This window comes from Hornefia butyriciproducens (assembly GCF_009695915.1).
Taxonomy (GTDB): Bacteria; Bacillota; Clostridia; order Peptostreptococcales; family Anaerovoracaceae; genus Aminicella; species Aminicella butyriciproducens.
The window spans coordinates 77657-100670 of record NZ_VUMZ01000003.1; the positions used below are offsets into that span (position 1 = coordinate 77657).

The 23014-nt window shown below is 53.8% G+C and carries 20 protein-coding genes; 11 read left to right on the forward strand and 9 right to left on the reverse strand.

Annotated features, from left to right (window positions below):
* Positions 1-95 precede the first annotated feature (95 nt).
* The 6 genes from thrS (at position 96) to FYJ64_RS04080 (ending at position 8896) form a co-directional block, all read left to right on the forward strand.
* Positions 96-2126 (forward strand): threonine--tRNA ligase, encoded by a 2031-nt coding sequence (gene thrS, locus FYJ64_RS04055; protein ID WP_154573964.1) that lies wholly within the window; start codon positions 96-98, stop codon positions 2124-2126.
* A gap of 359 nt (positions 2127-2485) precedes the next feature.
* The gene (locus FYJ64_RS04060; RefSeq protein ID WP_154573965.1) at positions 2486-3856 is read left to right on the forward strand and encodes a beta/alpha barrel domain-containing protein; all 1371 of its coding nucleotides are present in this window, start codon (positions 2486-2488) and stop codon (positions 3854-3856) included.
* Positions 3843-4547, forward strand: coding sequence for a GntR family transcriptional regulator (locus FYJ64_RS04065; protein ID WP_154573966.1), 705 nt, complete (start codon positions 3843-3845; stop codon positions 4545-4547). Before FYJ64_RS04060 ends, FYJ64_RS04065 begins: the two co-directional genes overlap by 14 nt.
* A gap of 2 nt (positions 4548-4549) precedes the next feature.
* Positions 4550-6481 (forward strand): aconitate hydratase, encoded by a 1932-nt coding sequence (locus FYJ64_RS04070; protein ID WP_154573967.1) that lies wholly within the window; start codon positions 4550-4552, stop codon positions 6479-6481.
* A 26-nt stretch (positions 6482-6507) separates the two neighbouring features.
* The gene (locus FYJ64_RS04075; RefSeq protein WP_235897104.1) at positions 6508-7779 is read left to right on the forward strand and encodes an isocitrate/isopropylmalate dehydrogenase family protein; all 1272 of its coding nucleotides are present in this window, start codon (positions 6508-6510) and stop codon (positions 7777-7779) included.
* A gap of 262 nt (positions 7780-8041) precedes the next feature.
* Entirely contained in the window at positions 8042-8896 is an 855-nt protein-coding gene (locus tag FYJ64_RS04080) for a YitT family protein (protein WP_154573968.1), read from the forward strand.
* On the opposite strand, the gene FYJ64_RS04085 is transcribed toward FYJ64_RS04080, so the two are convergent.
* From FYJ64_RS04085 to FYJ64_RS04110, 6 genes are all read right to left on the reverse strand, one after another.
* Complete coding sequence (locus FYJ64_RS04085; RefSeq protein ID WP_154573969.1) at positions 8893-9447, reverse strand: hypothetical protein; 555 nt, start codon at positions 9445-9447, stop codon at positions 8893-8895. The genes FYJ64_RS04080 and FYJ64_RS04085 overlap by 4 nt on opposite strands.
* A 166-nt stretch (positions 9448-9613) precedes the next feature.
* Complete coding sequence (locus FYJ64_RS04090; protein ID WP_154573970.1) at positions 9614-11248, reverse strand: BCCT family transporter; 1635 nt, start codon at positions 11246-11248, stop codon at positions 9614-9616.
* 27 nt (positions 11249-11275) lie between these two features.
* Entirely contained in the window at positions 11276-11929 is a 654-nt protein-coding gene (locus FYJ64_RS04095) for a glycerol-3-phosphate responsive antiterminator (RefSeq protein WP_321074589.1), read from the reverse strand.
* A 167-nt stretch (positions 11930-12096) separates the two neighbouring features.
* Entirely contained in the window at positions 12097-13044 is a 948-nt protein-coding gene (locus FYJ64_RS04100; RefSeq protein WP_154573971.1) for an electron transfer flavoprotein subunit alpha/FixB family protein, read from the reverse strand.
* The gene (locus tag FYJ64_RS04105) at positions 13041-13910 is read right to left on the reverse strand and encodes an electron transfer flavoprotein subunit beta/FixA family protein (RefSeq protein ID WP_154573972.1); all 870 of its coding nucleotides are present in this window, start codon (positions 13908-13910) and stop codon (positions 13041-13043) included. Before FYJ64_RS04105 ends, FYJ64_RS04100 begins: the two co-directional genes overlap by 4 nt.
* Positions 13910-15376, reverse strand: coding sequence for an FAD-binding oxidoreductase (locus FYJ64_RS04110; protein WP_154573973.1), 1467 nt, complete (start codon positions 15374-15376; stop codon positions 13910-13912). Before FYJ64_RS04110 ends, FYJ64_RS04105 begins: the two co-directional genes overlap by 1 nt.
* 409 nt (positions 15377-15785) lie before the next feature.
* Between FYJ64_RS04110 and FYJ64_RS04115 the strand changes: the two genes are divergently transcribed.
* The 5 genes from FYJ64_RS04115 (at position 15786) to FYJ64_RS04135 (ending at position 21470) form a co-directional block, all read left to right on the forward strand.
* Entirely contained in the window at positions 15786-17045 is a 1260-nt protein-coding gene (locus tag FYJ64_RS04115; protein WP_154573974.1) for an MFS transporter, read from the forward strand.
* 76 nt (positions 17046-17121) lie between these two features.
* Complete coding sequence (locus tag FYJ64_RS04120; RefSeq protein ID WP_154573975.1) at positions 17122-17910, forward strand: SDR family oxidoreductase; 789 nt, start codon at positions 17122-17124, stop codon at positions 17908-17910.
* Positions 17911-17929: 19 nt separating this feature from the next.
* The gene (locus tag FYJ64_RS04125) at positions 17930-19360 is read left to right on the forward strand and encodes an FGGY-family carbohydrate kinase (protein ID WP_154573976.1); all 1431 of its coding nucleotides are present in this window, start codon (positions 17930-17932) and stop codon (positions 19358-19360) included.
* 124 nt (positions 19361-19484) lie between these two features.
* Positions 19485-20291, forward strand: coding sequence for a 5'/3'-nucleotidase SurE (gene surE / locus FYJ64_RS04130; protein WP_154573977.1), 807 nt, complete (start codon positions 19485-19487; stop codon positions 20289-20291).
* Between the two features lie 36 nt (positions 20292-20327).
* The gene (locus tag FYJ64_RS04135) at positions 20328-21470 is read left to right on the forward strand and encodes an acyl-CoA dehydrogenase family protein (RefSeq protein WP_154573978.1); all 1143 of its coding nucleotides are present in this window, start codon (positions 20328-20330) and stop codon (positions 21468-21470) included.
* Between the two features lie 26 nt (positions 21471-21496).
* On the opposite strand, the gene FYJ64_RS04140 is transcribed toward FYJ64_RS04135, so the two are convergent.
* The 3 genes from FYJ64_RS04140 to FYJ64_RS04150 form a co-directional block, all read right to left on the reverse strand.
* A complete protein-coding gene (locus FYJ64_RS04140; protein ID WP_235897105.1) occupies positions 21497-22039 on the reverse strand; it encodes a EutP/PduV family microcompartment system protein in 543 nt (180 codons plus the stop codon).
* Positions 22040-22145: 106 nt separating this feature from the next.
* Complete coding sequence (locus tag FYJ64_RS04145; RefSeq protein ID WP_154573979.1) at positions 22146-22577, reverse strand: BMC domain-containing protein; 432 nt, start codon at positions 22575-22577, stop codon at positions 22146-22148.
* A gap of 16 nt (positions 22578-22593) precedes the next feature.
* Complete coding sequence (locus tag FYJ64_RS04150; RefSeq protein WP_154573980.1) at positions 22594-22980, reverse strand: BMC domain-containing protein; 387 nt, start codon at positions 22978-22980, stop codon at positions 22594-22596.
* Positions 22981-23014: the final 34 nt, after the last annotated feature.

The following is a 23014-nucleotide window of genomic DNA, read 5'->3' on the forward strand; positions in this document are numbered from 1 at the left end:
CGGATACGATCAGTATGCGTCCCTTCTGACAGAGATAATGTCGGCAGGGACGTTGTTTGTTTTTGCCGGCATGCAGCGAGAAGGAGGTAATACTTATGAAAATCACACTGAAGGACGGAAGCGTTAAGGAATACAGTCATCCCCTTTCCGTCTATGAAATCGCCCAAGACATCAGTGAAGGGCTTGCCCGGGTCGCCTGCGTCGGCGAGGTGAACGGCGAGGTCGTCGATCTGAGAACTGTTGTGGACAAAGACAGCGAGGTCAGCATTCTGACTTTCGATTCTGATGCCGGAAAGAAGGCCTATCGCCACACCTGCGCCCATGTGCTGGCGGAGGCTGTACAGCAGGTTTTCCCGGAGGCGAAGCTTGCCATCGGTCCGGCCATCGACAACGGGTTTTACTACGATTTTGATCTGAAACCGCTGGATCGCTCCGACCTGGATCGGATAGAAGCGGCGATGAAGAAAATCATAAAAAAGGGAGACCGGCTGGAATATTACACCCTGAGCCGGGAGGAAGCGCTGAAGCTGATGGAGGAGAGGCAGGAGCCGTACAAGGTTGAGCTGATCAATGATCTGCCGGAGGATGCGACCATCTCCTTCTATCAGCAGGGAGATTTCATCGAGCTCTGTGCGGGACCGCACCTGATGAGCACAAAGCAGATCAAGGCGTTCAAGCTGACATCCACATCCGGAGCATACTGGAGGGGAGACGAGCATAACAAAATGCTGACCAGAATCTACGGCACAGCGTTCACGAAGAAAGCGGATCTGGAAGAGTATCTGGAATATCTTGCGGATATCAAGAACCGCGACCACAACCGCCTGGGCCGCGAGATGGAACTGTTCACAACAGCTGATGTCATTGGTCAGGGTCTTCCGCTGATCATGCCGAAGGGCGCCAAAATCATCCAGAAACTTCAGAGATGGATTGAAGACACTGAGGACTACGAATGGGGCTATGTCCGCACCAAAACGCCGCTGATGGCGAAGTCCGCACTGTATAAGATCTCTGATCACTGGTACCACTATAAGGACGGCATGTTCGTCTTCGGCTATGAAGACAAAGAGCAGCTGAACAGTGCCGCGGAGGCAGAACGACAGATCCACGGTGTAGAAGATCTTTCGCTGATCGAAAATGATGCGGACAGCAATGTCTATGCGCTTCGCCCGATGACCTGCCCGTTCCAGTACTATGTGTACAAAGCGACACAGAAGAGCTATCGTGATCTGCCGTACCGCATGGGTGAAACCTCAACGCTTTTCCGTAACGAGGATTCCGGAGAAATGCACGGCCTCACGAGAGTCCGTCAGTTCACTATTTCAGAAGGTCATCTGGTATGCACGCCGGAGCAGATCGACCAGGAATTCAAAAACTGCGTCGCGCTGGCGAAATACTGTCTGACCACGCTGGGTCTGGAGGAGGATGTGACATACCGGTTCTCCAAATGGGACCCGGACAATGCGGATAAATATCTGGGAACCGCGGAGGAATGGGACAAGGTCGAGAACGCGATGAAGGTGATTCTGGATGAGATCGGACTCGAGTATACGGAAGAGAAGGGTGAAGCCGCCTTCTACGGACCTAAGCTGGACATTCAGGCGAAGAACGTGTACGGCAAGGAAGACACCATGATCACCATTCAGTTGGATATGTTCCTGGCAGAACGTTACGATATGTATTATATCGACAAAGACGGCAGCAAGAAGCGTCCGTACATCATCCACAGAACATCGATCGGATGCTATGAGCGCACACTGGCGTGGCTGATTGAGAAGTATGCCGGAAAATTCCCGACATGGCTTTGCCCTGAGCAGGTCCGCGTCCTTCCTGTATCGGAGAAATACGAGGCCTATGCGCAGGAGGTCTTCCGCGAGCTGCGCAGAAACGGTGTTGACGTTACTGTGGATAACAGCGCGGAACGTCTCGGATATAAGCTCCGCCAGGCGCAGATGGACCGGCTCCCGTATATGCTGGTGGTTGGCGCCAAGGAGGAGGAGGACCGGACGGTATCTGTCCGCAGCAGATTTGCGGGAGACGAGGGAGTCAAGCCTCTCGGCGAATTCGTGAATCAGATCTGCGAGGAGATTCGTACAAAAGAAATCCGTAAAGAAATCCGCAAATAAAAAATGAAAAACGCGCCGGGTCACTTTTGTTCCCGACGCTGAAAGACAAAAGAACACAGTATGAATGCACAGAGGCCGCTGCCCCGACATCTGATACGCCGATCGTTCAGACGCCGGACAGCGGTCTCTTTTTGCGGGGAGCGGGAAAACCGGAAAATCAGGAGAAGCGGGAAGCGGGGAAAGTGCAAAGCCGGGAAACGAAGGAATAGGGGGAATCGTGGAACGCAAATGCCGGATCGTACCGGTACATCCCGGTATACAGCCATGCCGGGAAACTTGACATTTGGCGCGTTTAAGCATATACTTGTATACATGCATAGTGAAACAGTTTAACGTGTTAAAGGGGGAGGCATTTCAATATGTTGGAGATATCCAGAAAAACCAATCTGCTGGAGCAGGCCAGTTACAAATATTCCCTGCAGGATGTAAAGGAGCCCAATCTCTACCGTGATATGTACAATTATGAGGAGGCTCCGAAAATCGCGTTCAACCAGCGGCGCGTGCCGATGAACATGCCGGAGGATATCTGGATCACAGATACATCGTTCCGCGACGGTCAGCAGGCCATGGCGCCCTACACCGTCAAGCAGATCGTGGATCTTTTCAAACTGATGTCCCGGCTGGGCGGACCCTATGGGCTGATTCGCCAGTCGGAGTTCTTTATCTACTCGGAAAAGGACCGTCAGGCGGTGCAGGAGTGTATGGATCTCGGCCTGAAGTTTCCGGAGATCACCACATGGATCCGTGCCAACAAAAAAGACTTCAAGCTTGTGCGTGACCTGGGAATCAAGGAGACCGGCATCCTGGTTTCCTGCAGCGACTACCACATTTTCAAGAAGATGAACATGACCAGAAAGCAGGCAGTGGAATACTATCTGGAAACTATACGTTCCGCATTCGACGCCGGCGTGGTTCCCCGGTGCCACCTAGAGGATATCACCAGAGCGGACTTTTACGGGTTCGTTGTTCCTTTCGTTAACGAGATCATGAAACTTTCGGAGGAGGCGGGAGTTCCGGTGAAAATCCGCGCCTGCGACACAATGGGATACGGTGTGCCGTATACCGGAGCCGCGCTGCCCCGGAGCGTTTCCGGAATCATTTACGGACTGCAGCACTACTCCGGCGTGCCCAGCGAAATGCTGGAGTGGCACGGTCACAACGACTTTTATCATGCGGTATCAAACGCTTCCACTGCCTGGCTCTACGGCTGCTGCGCGGTAAACTGTTCACTTCTCGGCATCGGAGAGCGGACAGGAAACATTCCTCTGGAGGCGATGGTATTTGAATATGCCGGGCTCCGGGGTTCTCTGGACGGGATGGACACAACGGCGATTACAGATATCGGCAAATACTTCGAGGAGGAAATCGGTTACGAAATTCCTCCGAGGACACCCTTTGTCGGAGAAGACTTCAATGTCACCAAGGCGGGAATCCACGCTGACGGACTGCTGAAGGATGAGGAGGTCTATAATATCTTCAATACGGAGAAACTGCTGAAGAGGAAACCGGGAGTGACGGTGAGCAAGACGAGCGGACTTGCCGGAATCGCATACTGGATCAACGATCATTACAATCTGACGGGAGAGAATGAGATCCGGAAGGAAGATCCGATCGTGGCCGAACTGAAGGAATGGGTCGACAGGCAGTATGATGAGGGCAGAACAACAAATATATCTAATCGTGAGCTTCGCGAGAAACTGAAGGAGATGAAACAAAATGATCGAATATAAAAGTGTATCCCTGGCGAATCAGGTTTTTGAACGTATCGAATATAACATTTTGAGCGGTGAATATGCTATCGGTGAGATCATCAGCGAAAAACGTCTCGCAGCGGAGCTTGGCGTGAGCAGGACGCCGATCCGGGAGGCGCTGAGCCGGCTGCTGGAGGAACGGCTTGTTGCAGACTCCCCCAGCGGGACGGTCGTTCTCGGCATCACCGATAAGGACGTGGATGACGCATATGAGGTGAAGAGGCGCATTGAGGTGCTGGCGACCCGGTGGGCTTCCCAGCTCATCGACGGCGAGGGCATTCGCAGGCTTTCTGACATCATCGACCAGCAGGAATTCTATGCACAGAAAAATGATACGGTCAAGGTCAGAGATCTGGATACGGATTTCCACGATACAATCTATGAGTATTGCGGAAGCACGGTGCTTCAGGGAATTCTTTCCCCTCTGCACCACAAGATTATGAAGTTCCGTAACGCATCGCTGCAGAGTAATGAAAAGCGTGTACCGGAATCCATTGCGGAGCACCGGGCGATTCTGGACGCACTGGCGGAGCACGAGGACACCAAGGTGGAGACGCTGATGCTCGTTCATGTGGAACACGCATATAAGGGCGTCGTGAGGGAGAGAGAGAGCCGAAAAAACAGAAAGACAGCAGAGAACGAGAACGCAGCAAAGAAAGAGGAGGCATAAGAATGGGAGAGACCATTGCACAGAAGATCATCAGAGAGCATCTTGTCAGCGGCCGGATGGAGCCGGGAGAGGAAATCGCACTCCGCATCGACCAGACGCTGACGCAGGATGCGACTGGAACCATGGCGTATCTGGAATTCGAAACCATGGGTATTCCCCGGGTACGTACAGAACTCTCCGTAGCATATATTGATCACAATACGCTTCAGTCCGGATTCATGAACGCCGATGATCACAGATTCATTCAGTCGATGGCAAAGAAATACGGACTCCGTTTTTCCCGTCCGGGAAACGGAATATGCCATCAGGTCCATCTGGAGCGGTTCGGCCGCCCCGGAAAAACGCTGATCGGATCGGACAGCCATACGCCTACCGGCGGAGGTATCGGAATGCTGGCGATGGGCGCCGGCGGTCTGGATGTTGCGGTGGCCATGGGAGGCGGAGCGTATTATATTAATATGCCGAAGATGTACAAAGTGAATCTTACGGGCCGGCTGCGGCCCTTTGTCACGGCGAAGGATATCAGTCTGGAGATTCTGCGCATTCTGTCTGTCAAGGGCGGTGTAGGAGCGATTATCGAATGGGGAGGTCCCGGGATCAGAGAACTTTCCGTACCGGAAAGGGCAACGATCACTAACATGGGAACAGAACTGGGAGCGACCACATCCATCTTCCCTTCTGATGAGGTGACAAAGGCGTTTCTGGAAGCCGAAGGCCGCGGAGAGGACTTTGTTCCCCTGGCAAGCGACCCGGATGCGGTCTACGATCGGATAATCGACATCGACCTTGATACTCTTACGCCGAAGATCGCATGTCCCCACAGCCCGGACGCGGTGGTGGATGTGGCCTCCGTCGAGGGAACCAAGGTGGATCAGGTCTGTATCGGCTCCTGTACCAATTCTTCTCTGTACGATATGCTGAAAGTTGCGGCACTGCTGAAGGGCAGAGTGATCAGCCCGGACGTCAGCCTGTCCGTCTCGCCGGGATCCCGGCAGGTTCTGACCATGCTGGCAGACTGCGGCGCGCTGTCGGATATTCTGTCCAGCGGAGCCCGGGTGCTGGAATGTGCCTGCGGGCCGTGTATCGGCATGGGATTTTCGCCGAACAGCGGAGGCGTGTCGCTGCGGACGTTTAACCGCAACTTTGAGGGACGCAGCGGAACAAAGGACGGAAAGGTGTATCTTGTTTCCCCGGAGACTGCAGTGGCAGCAGCGATTTTCGGTGAGATTACCGATCCTGCGAAACTGGGTGAGATTCCTCCGATTCATATGCCGGAGGCGTTCAGGATTGACGACAGTGCGATTCTTCAGCCTGCACCGGTTGAGGAAGCGGCAGAGGTCGAGATTCTGCGTGGCCCCAATATCCGGGAATGCCCGGCGGGCGAGCCGGTGGAGGATGAACTTTCAGCTCCGCTGGCGCTGAAGGTCGGCGACAATATTACCACAGACCATATCATGCCGGCGGGTTCCAGGATTCTGCCGTATCGTTCCAATATCCCGTATCTGTCGCAGTTCTGCTTTGAGGTCTGCGATCCCGGTTTTCCGGAGCGGGCGAAGAAAGCAGGAAGAAGCATGATTGTCGGCGGAGAGAATTACGGGCAGGGTTCGTCCCGGGAACACGCGGCGCTGGTTCCGCTGTATCTCGGCGTGAGGGCGGTTATCGCCAAGAGCTTCGCGCGGATCCACGCGGCGAATCTGATCAATGCCGGAATCATGCCCCTGACCTTTGAAAATCCGGATGATTACGAGCAGCTCCAGCAGGGAGACGAGCTGAAACTGTCCGGTATCGAGAGGGGCATGGAAAACGGAACAATTACGCTGCTGGATGAAACGAGCGGGAAGAGTTTCCCGCTGCGCTGTGCGTACACGGAACGCCAGAGGGCGATCCTGCGTGCGGGAGGTCTGCTGAAATACGTGGCGAAGGAGGCACAGTAGACATGTTTGGCCGGAAACGACTCAATATGAAAAACGCGGCACGCAACAGACAGTGGAATATCAGAATAACCAACAGAAAGGAGAGAAGAAGAGCCAGAGCGAAGACTTCCTTCGTCTCGGATCTTGTAGATATGAGCATCAAGGAAATGAATGAAATGGCGGTGATTGCTGATCTGACCGGACAGTTCCGGAATCTTCTGATGGATCAGCTCAGCCGTGTGATGGAGATGGAAGAAGGCAGCAAACCGCCGAAAAATTTCAGGGAACTCAGCAAAATCACCATCGGAATCTGCCCCGGCGACGGAATCGGACCGATCATCATGGAACAGGCAGAACGTCTCCTGCGGGTCGTTCTGCGTGATGAGATCTCCTCCGGCCGTATTGTGCTGAAGCCTATTGAAGGACTGACTATAGAAAACCGCCTTCAGAAAATGGAGGCAGTTCCGGAGGACGTTCTGGAGGAGATCCGCAAATGCGATGTTCTCCTGAAGGGTCCCACCACCACGCCTAAGGGCGGAAGTCTGGAAAGTGCTAATGTTACGCTTCGGCGGGAGCTGGATCTGTATGCCAATGTCCGTCCGGTCAGTGTGCCGGAGAAGGGAATCGACTGGATATTTTTCCGTGAGAACACTGAGGGTGAATATGTTCTGGGCAGCAAAGGTGTTGAGGTTCCGGGAAAGCTTTCCTTTGATTTCAAGGTAACCACAGAACCGGGAACGCGGAGAATCGCCAGGAAGGCGTTCGACTATGCCAGGGACAACGGCAAGAATAAAGTGGCGATTGTCACAAAGGCGAATATCATGAAGAAGACGGACGGGAATTTCTCCCGGATCTGTCATGAGGTCGGGCTTCATTATCCGGGAATTGAGATGGAAGACTGGTATATCGACATCATGACGGCGAATCTGGTCAATCCGGAAATCCGCAGTCAGTTCCAGGTCTTTGTGCTTCCGAATCTTTACGGCGACATTATCACTGACGAGGCGGCGGAAATTCAGGGCGGCGTCGGTACAGCAGGGAGCGCCAATATCGGAGATCAGTACGCGATGTTCGAGGCTATTCACGGAAGCGCACCCCGGATGATCGAGGACGGACTGGGGGATTATGCCAACCCGGCCAGTCTGTTCAAAGCTGTGGTGATGATGCTCCGGCATATCGGATTCACGGCCAAGGCAAACGGGCTGGAAAAGATTCTGGAGGAGTGTCTGGAAATCGAGAAGAGCGTGGTAGTTACCGGCTTCCCGGAGGGAGCAACCTGCAGGGAGTTTGCGGATTATGTAATCGGGAAACTCGATTAAGGCGCATAGCGGAGCAGTCTCCATTCAGCTGTGAGGTCTTCGCTGTGAGGGCCGGCGGAAAAACGAGATTAAAATAAAGTAAAATCCCGCACCGGAATATTGACAACGGCGGGCAGTGTGATAAAATGCATTTGTCAGGCACGAATATACATTCTGCAGCGGAGAGAGAATATCAGAGAGACCGTGAGGAACATCGTTCTTCACGTCTCTTTTTTTGTGACAGCCGGCAGAAAACTATTGACAGACGAAAGGGAAAGGACTAATGAAAAGTATCAGGACAGCGGGTGTGAATATTTCTATGATTCTGCTGGGAATCGCATTGAACGCATTTGCGGTGGAGGCGTTTTGCCTTCCCTATGGTATTCTGGTGGGAGGCGCTACCGGGATCGGGCGGCTGCTGAATTATTTTACGGATATGCCAGTATCCATGGGCGTCATGTGTGTCAATGCGGCCCTGCTCGTGCTGGCTTTTTTCTGTATGGGGAAGCGGTACTCGGCCTCCATCGTTCTGGGAACTTTCCTCTATCCTGTGCTGATGGCTTTCTTTGAAGGAATTCCGCAGATTCGGCATATGGTACAGGACCCGCTGCTGGCGGCATTATGCGGAGGCGGTCTGATGGGTGTCGGAATCGGCCTGGTGATTCGGAACGGTGGAAGTCTGGGCGGTTCTGATGTTGTTCCTGTGATTCTTCATAAAAAAGCAAAGCTTCCCATCGCACCTGTCATGTACGGTCTGGATGTGGCGATTCTGGTGCTTCAGGGATTTCTGGCATCGCCGAATGAGATTATTCTTGGTATTCTTATGACGCTGACGTACACTGTCGTAGCCAACAAAACACTGCTGGCCGGCGGCGGTCACGTGCAGTTCATGATTTTCAGCCCGCAGAATGAGAAAATAAAAAAGCTCCTTGTGGAAAGGGGCTTCGGCGCCACGCTCCTGCATGGGAAGACGGCGTATTTCTCCCATGAGACGGACGTTCTGATTACGATTCTTTCAGTGAGATACATGAATTATGTGAAGGATCGGATTCTGGAGATCGACGACAAGGCGTTCATGACAATCAGCAGTGTGAGAGAGGTGGACGGCCGCGGCTTTACCATCAGCATGGATTCCTAAACCATGCTGATGTATTTTATATGACCGGAGATAATCGCTCTCACATCTTTTATTTCTGTGGATTTCATAATGCGCTTGGGCAGACAGAAAGTGCTTGCGCTGTCCGGGCGGATGACAAAGATATCGTCGGTTTCAATAGCACGGGCGTCTTTGTCTCCCTCAAGTTCCTGCGGCTCCTGCCCGGGAATGCCGATAGTGCCCTCCGGACTGAGAACGATCCGGAATGTGCCGCTGGATCGAGCCACTGACCGTGCACCGCGGCGCGCCTTCACAATGGGCATATAGACCAGATAAAACAAAAGAAGAACACACAGAATCACAATAAAGAAATAGTGGATCTTCCGGTTATCCATGGCAAACAGCACCATCAGCACGATCGCGATGACGGACAGCCCCAAACCGGCGAAGAGGCGGAACCTTCTGTCCCATTTGAAAGACAGAAGGTAAAACGCCTCATACGCTTCATCATAACTGAGCCGGTAGTCAAACCGACAGGCCGTGGAGGGCATCTCTGAAATCGGTGTTTTCGGCTGCTGTTTTCGTATGTTCATAAATGCTCCTTAGCTCTTTTTTTTCGCCAAGCGATTTCCGTTTAGCTGCTTCCGGCGGAATTTTGTCAGCGTCGGCTGCGTGAGTTTCTCTGCGCTGTTGCGGGGTGAGTTCTCTCTACGCCGATGCTGCGTGAGTTTCCCTGGGCGATAGCTGGGTGAGTTCTCCCTACGCCGTTGTACTCTTTCCGGCTCCGGCATTTTTCTTTTCCTGCCGTGCTTCCTCCTGCTCGGATATCAGGCGCTGAGAGGGCAGCGGCTGACCGTATTCATCGTAGTCTTCGCTGAATGTGTCGTATTTCGCCGGATTGACCATGACCTTCACAAAGGATACCGCGATCAGAATCAGAAGGAATACCACCGGGAATCCGCCCAGATTGGACAGGTACTTCAGCGCATCGGTGCTCTTGAAGGCAGTGATAAAGATCACGCACATCACCCCGATCGTAACACCCCAGACGATTTTCAGCCAGGTCGGAGATTCGGTATCTTCAGCGCTCAGACCGGTGGTGCAGAGACCTGACATAGCGTTTGTGTTAGAGTCTGATGCGGTAACGAAGGATACAAATACGATCAGCAGGAAGACCAGAATCGTGACGATCGGAATCGGCATCTGATGCAGCACCGCATAGGTTGCCGAGGCGGTGCCGCCGTCTGTCATGGCTTTGTTGATTCCTTTCCCCGCCAGCTCATAGTAAATGGAGGAGGAGGAGAAGAGCCCCAGCCAGGCGACTGAGAACAGCGCCGGATAGACGACGATGGTTCTGATCGCTTCACGCACGGAGAAACCGCGGGAGATCCTGCCGAGGAATACAGATGTAACCGGCATCCACGCCATCCAGTTGCACCAGTAGAAGATCGGCCACCAGTCTGCCCATTTGTCCCCGTCAGCAGCAGAGAGGAACAGGGACTGCTTGCAGAAGTCTGTCAGATATGCGCCGAATCCTTCGATGGTCAGGTTCAGAATGTAGAAGGTGGGGCCGAACAGGAAGACAAACAGGCCGAGCACCATATAGATCCTGGAGTTGATCGTGGACAGAATACGGATGCCGTTCATCACGCCGGAGGATGCCGAGGCGACAAAGGCGGCTACGATGATTGCAGCCACGATGGTCCATGTTGCAGCGTTGGATTTGAAGGAGTCGAAAATACTCGCGAGTCCGTCAGAGCAGAGGAATACTGCAGAGCCCATGCTTGCCGCCATTCCGCAGACCAGAGCCAGCAGGCAGATGACATCGACGACCGGCGAGGCTTTTTCTGCCGCAGGATACGGGAGCGCTGGATAGAGCATGCTGCCGATGGAGTATTTTTTCTTCGCGTTATAAAACAGGAATGCGAAAAGAATCGCCGGAACGCCGTATATGCACATCGGAGTAAACGTCCATTCCAGGAAGATATCCTTCATGATGAAGGTAATCGCTTCCGGAGACTGGGCCTTTACTGATGCGGGAGGATTGTAGTAATGATACATCGGCTCCGCACAGGCCCAAAGCAGTATCCCTGCGGCCATGATCGTACAAAGGACGATCCAGACATAGTTCGCCATGTTCATAATCGGCTTCGCCTTCCGTCCGCCTATCCGGACCCGGCCGAAGGGCGAGATGTACGCAACGAGGATCAGGACCACACATGCGAATGCCATCAGTGCGAAGAGCCAGGAGAATTTATCCAGAATGAAATTCGTGATGGTCATGATGGTCGCATTAAATGCCTTGCCGCTGATGAAGTTCAGGGCGATCGTCGCAATGGCCAGCAGCCATGGGATCAGGAAGACGCCCCAGCGTATCTGCTTATTATTACTCATATAATACCTCCAGTTGTGATAATTTCTCTATTCTACGGATTTCCACACTTCGAGATTCGTGGTGGAAACTGCAATAGCGCCGGCGGAGAGTGCGCCCATGACGTCATCGGAATCCAGTACGAGTCCGCTGGCGACCAGTGGCTTCCCGTCCACCTCCTCCAGAGCGTAGCGGATCATTTTCCCGAGACCTGCGGGCATCATCTCCACCACGTCCGGCCGGGTGTCGCGCACATGTTTTTTGATGTTATTGAAGGTGATGGTATCCAGCATGAAGAATCTCTGGATGGTGAAGAGCCCCAGTTCGTTGGCGCGTTTGATCAGATGGGGCTTGGTGCTGATGATGCCGTCAGCCTCGGTGAATTTCCGGATGAAATCCACACTGATCTCCTTGCTGGCCAGACCTGATATCAGATCAATATGCACCACGGCCATTTTTCCGGCTTTTTTTATTTCGTGCACGATATCCCGGATGGTGCAGATGTTTCCGTACAATACGTAGACAATTTCGCAGACGGATGAGCTGCTCTTCTCCAGCCATTCATCATTTTTGACGGCGGCGATGACCGGGCAACGCTCGGTGCTGTCATAAAAGAATTCCAGCAGTTCTTTCTTTCTCCGGGCCAGCTCGGCCTGTGTCCGCATATCGCCGACTTCCAGATTCAGTTTTTCAGAGTAGGACATTGTTTTCTCCTTGTAAATCGTATCTGCTCGTTAAGTCCACGTCGGACTTAACGAGTGCTGACAATAGTTTGCTTGCAGTGTTGCAGCGCACAATCTGACGGTAATCGGTAATGTACGCCGCAGTTCTGCATATGCGACAAATAAACACACTGAATCTGTATATTTTATCATGGACTGCAATACTTTACCATAGCGCGGAGAAAATCTTTCCAGTCTCCGCAGATGCAGATGTCGGATTTCTTCATGATCGGCGCGTCCGGATCCCGATTCACAGCGATAATGGTTCCGCTGCCGGAGATGCCGGCGCAGAAGGCGGGAGATCCGCTGGCGCCCAATACGATGCAGAGCTTAGGATGGATCATGCTGCCGCTGACGCCCAGAAGCTCCTCCATCGGACGCCATGCGTTCATGACCACAGGTCTGGACACCCCGAAGGCTGCGCCGAGCTGTTCTGCCAGTGCTGCAGCCTCATCTGCGCCGGCGCGGCTGCCCAGTCCGCGGCCGGCGGCAATGACCAGACGGCTCTCTGTCAGGGAGGAGGACATGTGCTGCGGAACGAGATTCTGATTTGTCGGATTCAGAGGATCTGCAGGGAGGGTAACAGTTTCCGGGGCATCTTCTCCCGACGCATCGCCCGGAGAAAGTCCGGCCGGCGCCGAAGCATTTTCGCCAGAAAGAGCAGACGGCTTTGAAATGTCCTCAACCGGCGCACCGCCTGCCGGGCAGCTTTTGTTAATCACGATACAAAAAGGCTTCCGGCGGAGCACAAAGTCGCCCCGGATATGTTCCGTGCACAGAGAGCGCACTACATGAAGACCGTCATCGCAGAATCTCATTTCAGTCACGTCGACGGCAGCGGTGCCTCCGAGCCTCGCCGCCAGCCGCACCGCAAGCTCCCGCCCGGCGATGGATGCAGGGAACAGGATAATATCGTCTTCGGCACATAAGGAGACAAGGGAAATCAGCGCGGCTTCCGCCCGGCAGAAGGTGTCTCCGTTCAGGGAGATTTTTCGGAGATTCCGTGAACTGTCTGTGCAGTTTTGCAGGAATCCGGACAGTCTGCCCGAATCTTCTTCGGCGGATCCGGGATTCGGCAGGATAAGTGTGTAATTCATCGTGTTCCCTCCCTGATATATTCCTGAACAATCTGTTTCGCGATATCGTCGGTATCTCCCTCCATCTGCCGCGCGGCACGGCTCTGATCGATGGCGGAGACGGACTGAAGTCGGATCCCGTTCTCCTTGAGTTCTTCAGAAAATTCGGAGGCAGAAATCACGGAAGGAGGATTGCTTCCGGAGGCCTTCCTCTGGCGAAGAGTCGGTATTCGCAGACAGGTGTCCGGTACATCGCCGATTGTGAGAAGGAGAGGGGTAGGCAGGTCTTCAGACAGAATTCCTGTATCTGTCTGGTGTTCTATTCGGATGCGTCCCTCCGCACCGGCGGAAAATCCCGTGACCTCGGTGATGCAGGGAAACTGAAGAGCTTCTGCCAGGAGCAGAGGAAGCTGGCTGAAACCGCTTACGCTACTCTGCGTACCCGCCAGAATCAGGTCAAAGGGTCCTCTCTTTCTGCAGTATTCTGCCAGAAGGGCGGCGTGCGATTCCTCGTTGTCCGGTCCGGGCCGATCGGTATCGATCCGGTCGGCGGACTGATATCCGAGTGCCGTCAGAGTGCGCAGAGCTTTGTCGGCCACAGCGTTTCCGAACGTGACGGCAGTCAGCCGAACTTCGCTGTCAATCGCCGCAGCCGCAGCGGAGGCGTGAGAACCGGCCGACGCAGCCGCAACGGAATCAGCAGAAGCGGCCGCTGCGGCGTCCCGGAAGCGCAGCGCCAGTTCTGCCGCGCTTTCGTCCTGAGCCTCCGGAACAGTTTTCACACCTGGGAAATTCAGGCGCGTATCGACAATATCGGAAGCCCATTCGGCTTCCGATATCAGATCCAGGTCAGGTATTATGTTGAAAACGGTCAGTATATTCATCATTAAAAGTTCCAGGGATGTTCTTTGTCGTGTTTTACCGGAATCAGGGTGCCCATATTCATGACGCCGTTGGGATCGAAGGCGTACTTCAGCGTTTCCAGCATATAGAAGGAAGAACCGTATTCCTCCCAGACATAATGTGCTCTGGCTTTTCCGAGTCCGTGGTGATGGGCGATGGAGCCGCCGAACCGTACGGTTTCCTCGCAGATGATCCGGTTGATCAGATTGTGATATTTGTTGATTTCGTCTTCCGGTCTGCAGTCCACGACATTGTAGTAATAGACAAAGTACATGTTGGTTCCGTTGATGTAGCTGTGGGAGGAGTGTCCGCCGATCATGGTCAGATCCGGAACTTCGTTGGTGATCCGCTCTACGACGGAGGCATAGATTTTGTAAATGCAGTCCCAGCAGCCGGAGATCTCAGTGGTGATTCCGATGTTGTCGGTTGCCAGGATCTCCTTCTTTTCCTGAGCGATCTGCTCAGCACCCCAGTTGAGGTGGTTGAACCAGGTTTCAATCAGCGAAGCGTCCACAGGAGTGACGCCTTCGATCTTCCTCACGATTTCATCGATTCCTTCCGCAGTTGCCTTTGTAATAGAAGCAGGCCCCTCTGCCATGAATAGAAGCACGTTTTCGCCGTCCGCCCAGTCGAAGTTCATCTCGGCATCCTGCAGATCGTACAGGCGTGCGACAGAAGGTCTGTAACCCTCTACCATGACCTGACGCAGAGCCTGGAATCCCTTTTCCATATCCTTGATCCGGTAGCCCAGGAAGCGGTTGTTTTCGGGCTGATATTTGAAGATCTTGACGGTAACCTCAGTAATGAAGCAGAGCGCGCCCTCGTTGCCCAGGACGATGTGACGGATGTCCGGTCCGACGGAACGCCGCGGCACATTCTTGATGCGGCAGACCTGCCCGCCCGGGAACACCACTTCGCATCCCACCAGCATGTCTTCGATTCCGCCGTACAGGGTGGAAAACTGACCGATGCTGCGGGTCGCCACAAGCCCGCCCATCTGCGCGAGTGGCTTGGACTGCGGGGAATGACCTGTCGTCAGGCCCTGTTCCCGCAGGCTGTCCTCCAGCGACTGGAGGGGCACACCGCACTGGCAGGTGACCTGCATGCTCTCCTTGTTGACCTCGAGAACCTGATTCATTTCCGAACCGTCGATGACGACGGAATTCTCCAGCGCTGTTTCCAGGCCGCCCTCGATGGCGGAATGACCGGTGCGGGGAACAACGTTGACGCCGTTTTCATTGGCGAACATCAGAACGTTTCTGACCTCTTCGGTGTTCTTTACATATACGACGGCGGCAGGGATGGGCTGCGTGTAAACCTCGTGGCACTGCTCAAACTTTCTGTAGCGGTCGATGCTGCTTTCCTTCAGTACGGTTTCATCGGTGATTACCCGGTCTTCTCCGAGAATGTTCACCAGACCTTTTACGATTTCTTCCCTTGCGAGTGACATAACGAATCTCCTTTCGATATTTCTGTATGGTCGAATGTTTCATCGTTCCGCCGGCTGTCTTCTGTCAGAGCAATAGAAAAATAACTCGTCGGACACAGAACAAACACTGTGGAACGAGTTACCGTCTCTGAATCTCTTAACGTAACTGAAGTAATCTTATCAGTCCCGGACGGATTTGTCAACAGGATAATGAGAAAGTTTCTGAAAATTTGCGGATTGACAAAGTTTCGGCTTTGTGCTATTATCGCATTAATTACCGGGAGAGACAGATCAGAGAGCGGTAGTTCAGGTACATTGCTGTACGCTGAATTGCCGCTCTCTTTTTGTTTACAAAGGGCGATGACGCGCGTTAAGTCGCAGATTCTGTCCTCCTGCATGGAAATCAGAGACATTTGGAGGAAATATTATTATGAACAGAGAATTTGTAAAAAAGTGGGGAACACTGCTGCTCCTCGCTGCCGGCGCAGGGATTATTTTCCAGCTGCCGTACATCAGAGAGACATTTTATCCGCAGATTCAGAAAGCAATGAATCTGACGAACAGCCAGATGGGACTGCTGTCCTCGGGATATGCGACGATGGCGACCCTGTCCTATTTCATCGGGGGAGCGGTCGCAGATAAGTTCTCGGCTCGGAAACTGCTGACCTTTTCCTTTATCGCGACGGGAGCCCTCGGACTTTGGTTCTCCACATTCCCGAGCTTTACCACGGCACGTATCATCTTTGTACTGATGGGAATCTCCAGCATCATCACATACTGGTCCGCATGCATCAAAGCGACGAGAATGCTGGGAACAGAGGACGAGCAGGGACGCCTGTTCGGATGGCAGGAGGGCCTGAGAGGCATCATGAACGCACTGCTTGTATTCGGAATGACTGCGGCGTATGCACATATTTCCAGAACGGCAGGGGAAGTCGCGGGAGCATCTGCCGCAATCAAGGTATGCGCCGTCGTTGTGATCATCATCGGCGTTCTGAACTTCATATTCATCGAGGATACCGAGAAGAATGAGGAAGGCGAGAGCGTTCTCGAGCTTACAAAGGGATTGTTCAAGGCACTGACAATTCCGCGTGTATGGCTGCTGGTGGGCATTATCTTCGCGGCATATAGTGTTTACGGCCTGATCGGATATGTCAACACGTATGCGGTCACCTATTACGGCCTTTCCGAGACGATGGGCTCGACGCTTGGCGGAATCCGCTATCTGCTCCAGGGCGTCGGCGGAATTGTCGGAGGATTCCTGGCCGACCGGTACCATTCAAGGATTAAAGTCATCGTGGGCGGATGTGTGCTGCTGATGATCTCCTTCGGCCTTTACATTGTTCTGCCGGTGCAGGCCGGACTCGTGGGTGCGGTGATCGGAAACTTCTTCTTCGGACTTGTCTTCATCTATGCGGTGAGAAGTCAGTACTTTGCGGTTCATCAGGACGCCGGAATTCCGGTGGAGATGAGCGGAAGAGTCTCAGGTATTGCTTCTGCACTGGGCTACACGCCGGATCTGTTCATGTATACTCTGGTCGGATCCTGGATGGACCAGTATGGTGCGGCCGGATTCAAGATGACATGGGGCTATGCGGTGGCAGCTGCAGGCGTCTGCATCGTGCTTTCACTGGTGCTCAGCAGAGTGATCCGCAGCAAAGCGAATGCGGCAGAAAACGGAGCGGCGTAATTCAGCGCTCTTTATGTCCTACGGCGACATAATGATCAGAGATTATGGTATAATAAAATAAACGGAGGTATCGAAAATGCGTAATATTAATGATTTTTCAATGGATTTCTTTTCGCTGAAGGGAAAAAACGCTATTGTGACAGGCGGCTGCAGCGGCCTGGGACAGGGTTTCTCTCTGGCACTGGCCAAGGCAGGTGCGAACATCTTCTGCTTCGCGGCGGTGAATGACGACGGAACCACACAGAAGCTGATTGAAGACTGCGGCGTAAAATATCATTTCATGCAGGGCGATATCATGGAGGACGGAATCTGTGACAAGGTCGCGGAGGAATGTGTCCGCGTGTTCGGAAGCGTCGATATTCTGGTGAACTGCGCCGGAATCTGCAAGATTGCTGACGTCCTGGACTTCGGCAGAGAGGAATGGGATCCCATGATCGGCATCAACCTGACCGGCGCATTTGATATGAGTCACGCAGTCGCGAAATACATGATTCCGCAGAAGAGCGGTCGCATCATCAATATCTGCTCGCTGTTCAGTTTCCTGGGCGGACTGGGTTCGCCGGCCTATGCGGCCATGAAAGCCGGACTGATGGGCCTGACCAAGGCTTATGCGGATGAGCTGGGACAGTACGGAATCACGGTGAACGGAATTGCGCCGGGATATTTCCAGACAGCGATGACTGCCGGCACCGGAAGCGGGAACGAGGATGACCCGAAATACATCAAAATCAAGGAGCATATTCCAATGGATCGCTGGGGCGAGCGTCAGGATCTGATGGGAGCGATGGTATTCCTGGCCAGCAAGGCGGCGGATTATGTGAACGGAACCGTTCTGGTAGTGGACGGCGGATATCTGGTGCGGTAATTGAGAGAAGGCGAAGCAAATGAGTGAGAAATACATTATTGGAATTGACGAGGGATCCCAGAGCGCAAAGATCTTAATCTTCGACACAAAGGGACATATTGTCTGCGAGGGCAGACATCCTCTTAAACCGTATAATCTACCGGAACCGGGGCATGTGGAGCATCCGGATGATGACTGGTGGGACGCCATCTGCGAGGCCGGAAAAAAATGCATGGCCGCCTTCCGGGGAGATCCGAAGGATATCGTCGGAATCGGTCTTTGTACCATACGCTACTGCCGCGCCTATCTGGACGAGAACTGCATGCTTGCACAGCCGGCGCTGTCCTGGATGGATGTCCGGGTTTCTGCACCTTACGTACATGAAAACCCAAAGGTGAAGTACATCGTCGCATCTTCCGGATATATCACGTTCCGGCTGACCGGCGAGAAGAAGGATTCTGTCGCCAACTATGAAGGCGGATGGCCGGTGGATGTGGATACCTGGACCTGGTCGGAGGATCCGCAGGCGTATAAGGACTGCGGCATGCCCCGGGAAATGCTGTTCGAACTTGTGAAACCGGGAGATGTCCTGGGATGCGTGACCGCGGAGGCGGCTGCCGCAACGGGATTTCCGGAGGGCGTTCCCGTGGTTGCGACAGCGAACGACAAGGCGGTTGAAGGCCTGGGAACCGGCTGTATGGGAGACGACACCGTGTGCCTGTCGCTGGGGACATATACCGCAGCGATGATGGAGGGTAAGGAATTTCTGCGGGATACAAAGAATACCTGGCCGAAGTTCTCCTGTGTTCCGGATAAGTATCTTTACGACACCTGGGGAATCCGGCGCGGCATGTGGACCGTCAGCTGGTTCCGGGATGTTCTGGGCAACGGCTACGCGAAGGAAGCGGCTGCGAAAGGAATGTCCGCAGAAGAGATGCTCAGCATGGAAGCGGAAGGCGTTCCCGTGGGCAGCGACGGCCTGATGACCGTGCTGGACTGGCTGCCCTGGGTAGATGCCCAGTATAAGAAGGGAATCATGATCGGATTCGACGGACGGCACACCCGGGCGCATATTTACCGCTCGATTCTGGAGGCGGTCGCCCTGACGATGAAGAAATATATCTTCGATATGACAGATGAGGTTGGAGTAGACATAAAAAAGATTATAGTAACCGGAGGAGGCTCAGGGAGCGATCTGTTCATGCAGATCATCGCGGACGTCATGAACATCCCGACTGTGCGGAACGAGGTGACCGGTGCGGCCGGACTGGGAGCGGCCGTCTGTGCAGCTGTCGCCGCAGGCGTTTATCCTTCCTTCGAGGATGCTGTCGCGAATATGGTGCGCTTCTCTGACCGGTTCCGGCCGATCCCGGAGAACACAGAGGTCTATGACAAAATGTACCCGATTTACTGGGATATCACGAATCATACCGATGCGATTCTGAAAAAAACATATGAAATCTTTAAATGATAAAAACAGCGCAGTCTGTCAGATCAGAGTCAGACCGGACGGGGCGCGCTGAACCACAGCGTATCCCTGCGGTGCCGGATGCTCCGGCTTCGCGGGGTCGCTTTCTTTCAGGGAGGTGTTTTTATTGACCAAAGTCCAATCAGAGATGTTTGATGCGAACCGTCTGATCCTCGTCGTGAATGATGACGGAGTGCGTTCCCCCGGAATCGCTGCGGCCGCGGAAGCCGCCGCAGCGTTCGGAGAGGTGATGATTACAGCTCCGGTGAGTCAGCAGACTTCAATGGGACGGGCATATCCGCGGTATCCGGACCTCGGTGTCATCGAACGGATTCCGGTGCGGGTCGGAGAACGGGAGATTTCTGCTTACGGAATTCACAGCTCTCCCGCACACGCGGCGGCATACGGTATAATAGAAATTGCGGACAGAAAACCGGATCTGGTGGTCAGCGGGATCAATCTGGGTGCCAATCTGGCGCGGTCGATTACCTGCAGCGGAACACTCGGCGCCTGTTTTGAAGCGGTCAGTGAAGGCGTCCCGTCCCTGGCGATTTCGCTGGAAACCCCTGTGGAAGCGATCATGAAGCACGATTTCAGTGAGGACGATACCGAATTCGGCAGCGCTCGCGGTGTTACGGCATTTTGGATCGAAAAAATTCTGAGGGAAGGGATGCCGCGGGGTGCGGAGATCCTGAACGTGAATGTTCCGTACAGGCGTATCGGACCGGAGGAATTCAGGATGACACGTCTGGACAGTCAGAATTATTATGTCCTGGAGAAACTGCCTGAGAGAGACTGGAGCAGGCCGTATACCATGGATTTTAAAATCCGGTTCGAGGAGGCGGATCTGCTTCCGGAGGGAGATATCCGGGCGGTATGCGTGGATCGTATCACATCGGTGACGCCACTGGGATGGGATCTGACTAAAGATTGAACGTGTATTTTGTTAGGAAAACGGCAGGAGACAGAGATGGGATATCAGATTACAGAATTTGGACAGGACATACTGGACGATGTGAAGAGACTGTGTGACAGGATGCTGGATGATCAGCTGCGGGATGCGGACCGGAGCGGAGAGTGGCCGGCGGAGGCTTATCAGGCCGCATCGGAAATGGGGATCGGAGCGGCGTTCATAAAAGAGGAATACGGCGGCGCAGGTCTGGAACTTCAGGAGCAGGCGGCTGTGTTGGAGGAACTTGCGGCATGCGATGCCGGATTCGCAGTATCATATATGGCAAATCGCCTCGCTCAGTCTCCGGTGGAAATCGCGGGCAGTGCGTTTCAGAAGAAACTGGTGTACGATGTGCTCCTCAACGGAGGATTCGCCGGATTCTGTCTGACGGAGGATCAGGCGGGAAGCGACCTCTCCGGCTGCCGCACCAGAGCTGTCAGGCAGGGAGACCACTACGTCCTGGACGGCAGCAAGCTGTTTGTGACCAACGGGCCCAATGCGGAGATCTTCGTGGTGTTCGCTGTGACTGATCCGGATGGGGGAACAAAGGAAAATCTGAGCGCATTTCTGGTTCCCGGTGATGCGGAAGGACTGACCCGCGGCGTCCGGGAGCATAAGTTGGGGATCCGGAATTCCGGAACCTGTGAGATCAGTTTCAATCGCGTACCAGTTCCGGCAGGATACAGGATCGGCGAAGAGGGCGAGGGTTTTTCCCTTGCGGTCCGTTCCCTGGAGCAGGCGCGGATCTGGTGCGGTGTAACGGCACTGGGAGTGGCCCGGCGCGCTATAAGTGAGTCGGTGACGTATGCGAAGGAGCGCAGGCAGTTCGGTAAACCGCTGAGTGAGAATGAGGTGATTCTGTTCAAACTGGCGGATATGGAAATGAAGACAGAGGCGGCGCGTCTCTGCTGCAGTGCCGCGCTGGAAAGACTTGAGAAGGGTCTGCCGGTAACAAAGGAATCTGCGATCGCGAAATGCCTGGCGGCGGATGCCGCTATGGAGTGCGCAGTGGAGGCGGTACAGATTTTCGGCGGATACGGATACTGCGAGGAGTATCCGGTGGAAAAGCTGCTGCGGGATGCGAAGATTTTCCAGATCTTTGAGGGAACCAACGAGATTCAGAGACTGATCGTCGGACGGTCGCTGATGAGGGAGCGGTAATCGCTGTTCATCTGATTCTCACAGATTTATTCAGGTTCAGACTGCTGCACCGATGTGCCGCCGCTCTGATCCCAGTCCTTCAGACCTTTCTCCTGGTTCTCCATGACCCGGTCGAGATCGAGGGGGACAGGTTCTTCCATCAGATAATCCCTCAGGGCATCGACGCCTTCCCCGGTCACGTTGTTTACCGGGAAAATCCGCTCGCAGCCGGCGTCCTCCAGCCACTGGCGAACCATGGGGATGTTTGCCAGCGGGGAATCGATCTTGGTGATGATGCCGATCATGGGCCGCGTGCTCACGCCGATAATCGCGGGATCAAACAGATTATAGGGCTCGTCGGCGGCGCAGAGCAGACCGATCACATCAGAATCAAAAGAAAAACAGCCGAGGGCCAGCGCGAGGGTTTTGGTTTCGGCGTATTCTCCCGGCGTATCGATGGTAATATCCCAGGTTTTAACATATTGAGTTTTATGATAATGGACGTTTTCGCCCTTCAGCGCCTGAGTGAGCGAGGTTTTGCCCGCTTCGCTCCGGCCGGCCAGGAAGAGCTTCTTCTTCATTTTTTTCATTGTTTGCAGGTCATTTCCTTTTTCGATTCAGTAAGCCGGCATGATCAACGGACTTGTCCAATGTGTGCCCATCCGTCGAATATGTTTGAATTGTTAATACTCCAGTTCACCGGTCTGAAATCGGACAGACGGTGTAACGCAGTTCTTCCCTGAAATAACGGACGCACTCCTCGATGGCCACTGTGACATCTGCGCGCGGTCCGGTAATAATCAGGGCTCCGCTGAACCGGTCCATAAAACTGAGGTCGATTTCCCCCATCTTGGTGGAGATGTCCGCGGCAATGACCACCGTTTCCGGCGGGGTCATATGAAGAATTCCGATTGAATTTCCCCGTGGGTCGTTTCCCTCATGAAATCCGATGTCGAGTCCCAGGTTGTGGTAGACTGCGGGGTCTGAGATCCCGATGATATGAGCAAGTGTGATTTCCCTGGCGGGAACGGAGGAATGCGTGACCCGGGCCTGTCCGTTTCTGGAATGTGAACGGATGTAACGGATAAGTCTTTCCCGGTCTGTGTTTTTTCCGATGTATTCCTGCATGGCGGATCACCTCGCTTCAGCGCTTTGTGATGGGGCAGCAGACATAGCCGAGAGTTTCACGAAAATATTCGACGATTTCCGTGATCGCCGTCGTAACCTCTGCGATTTCTCCGGTGATGATCAGCGTTCCGCTGAAACGGTCAGCAAAGCCGAGGTAGACGTTTCCGCTCTTGACGGCAATGTCGGAGGCGATTACCGCAGACTCCGGCGGCGTCATATTCATGATGCCGATGGCAGAAGTGCGATAATCGATTTCCGGGTTCAGTCCCAATTTCTGATATACGATAGGCAGCGGGCCGCCGATAATATGAGCAAGGGTGATTTCCTTTCCGGCTACCAGTTCCTGCACGATGCGGAGCTGTTCCGGGGAATCCTTTGTGTTTTGATTAAACTGGTCGTTCATGGTAAAATCCCCCCGTTTTGCAATATCATTTGTT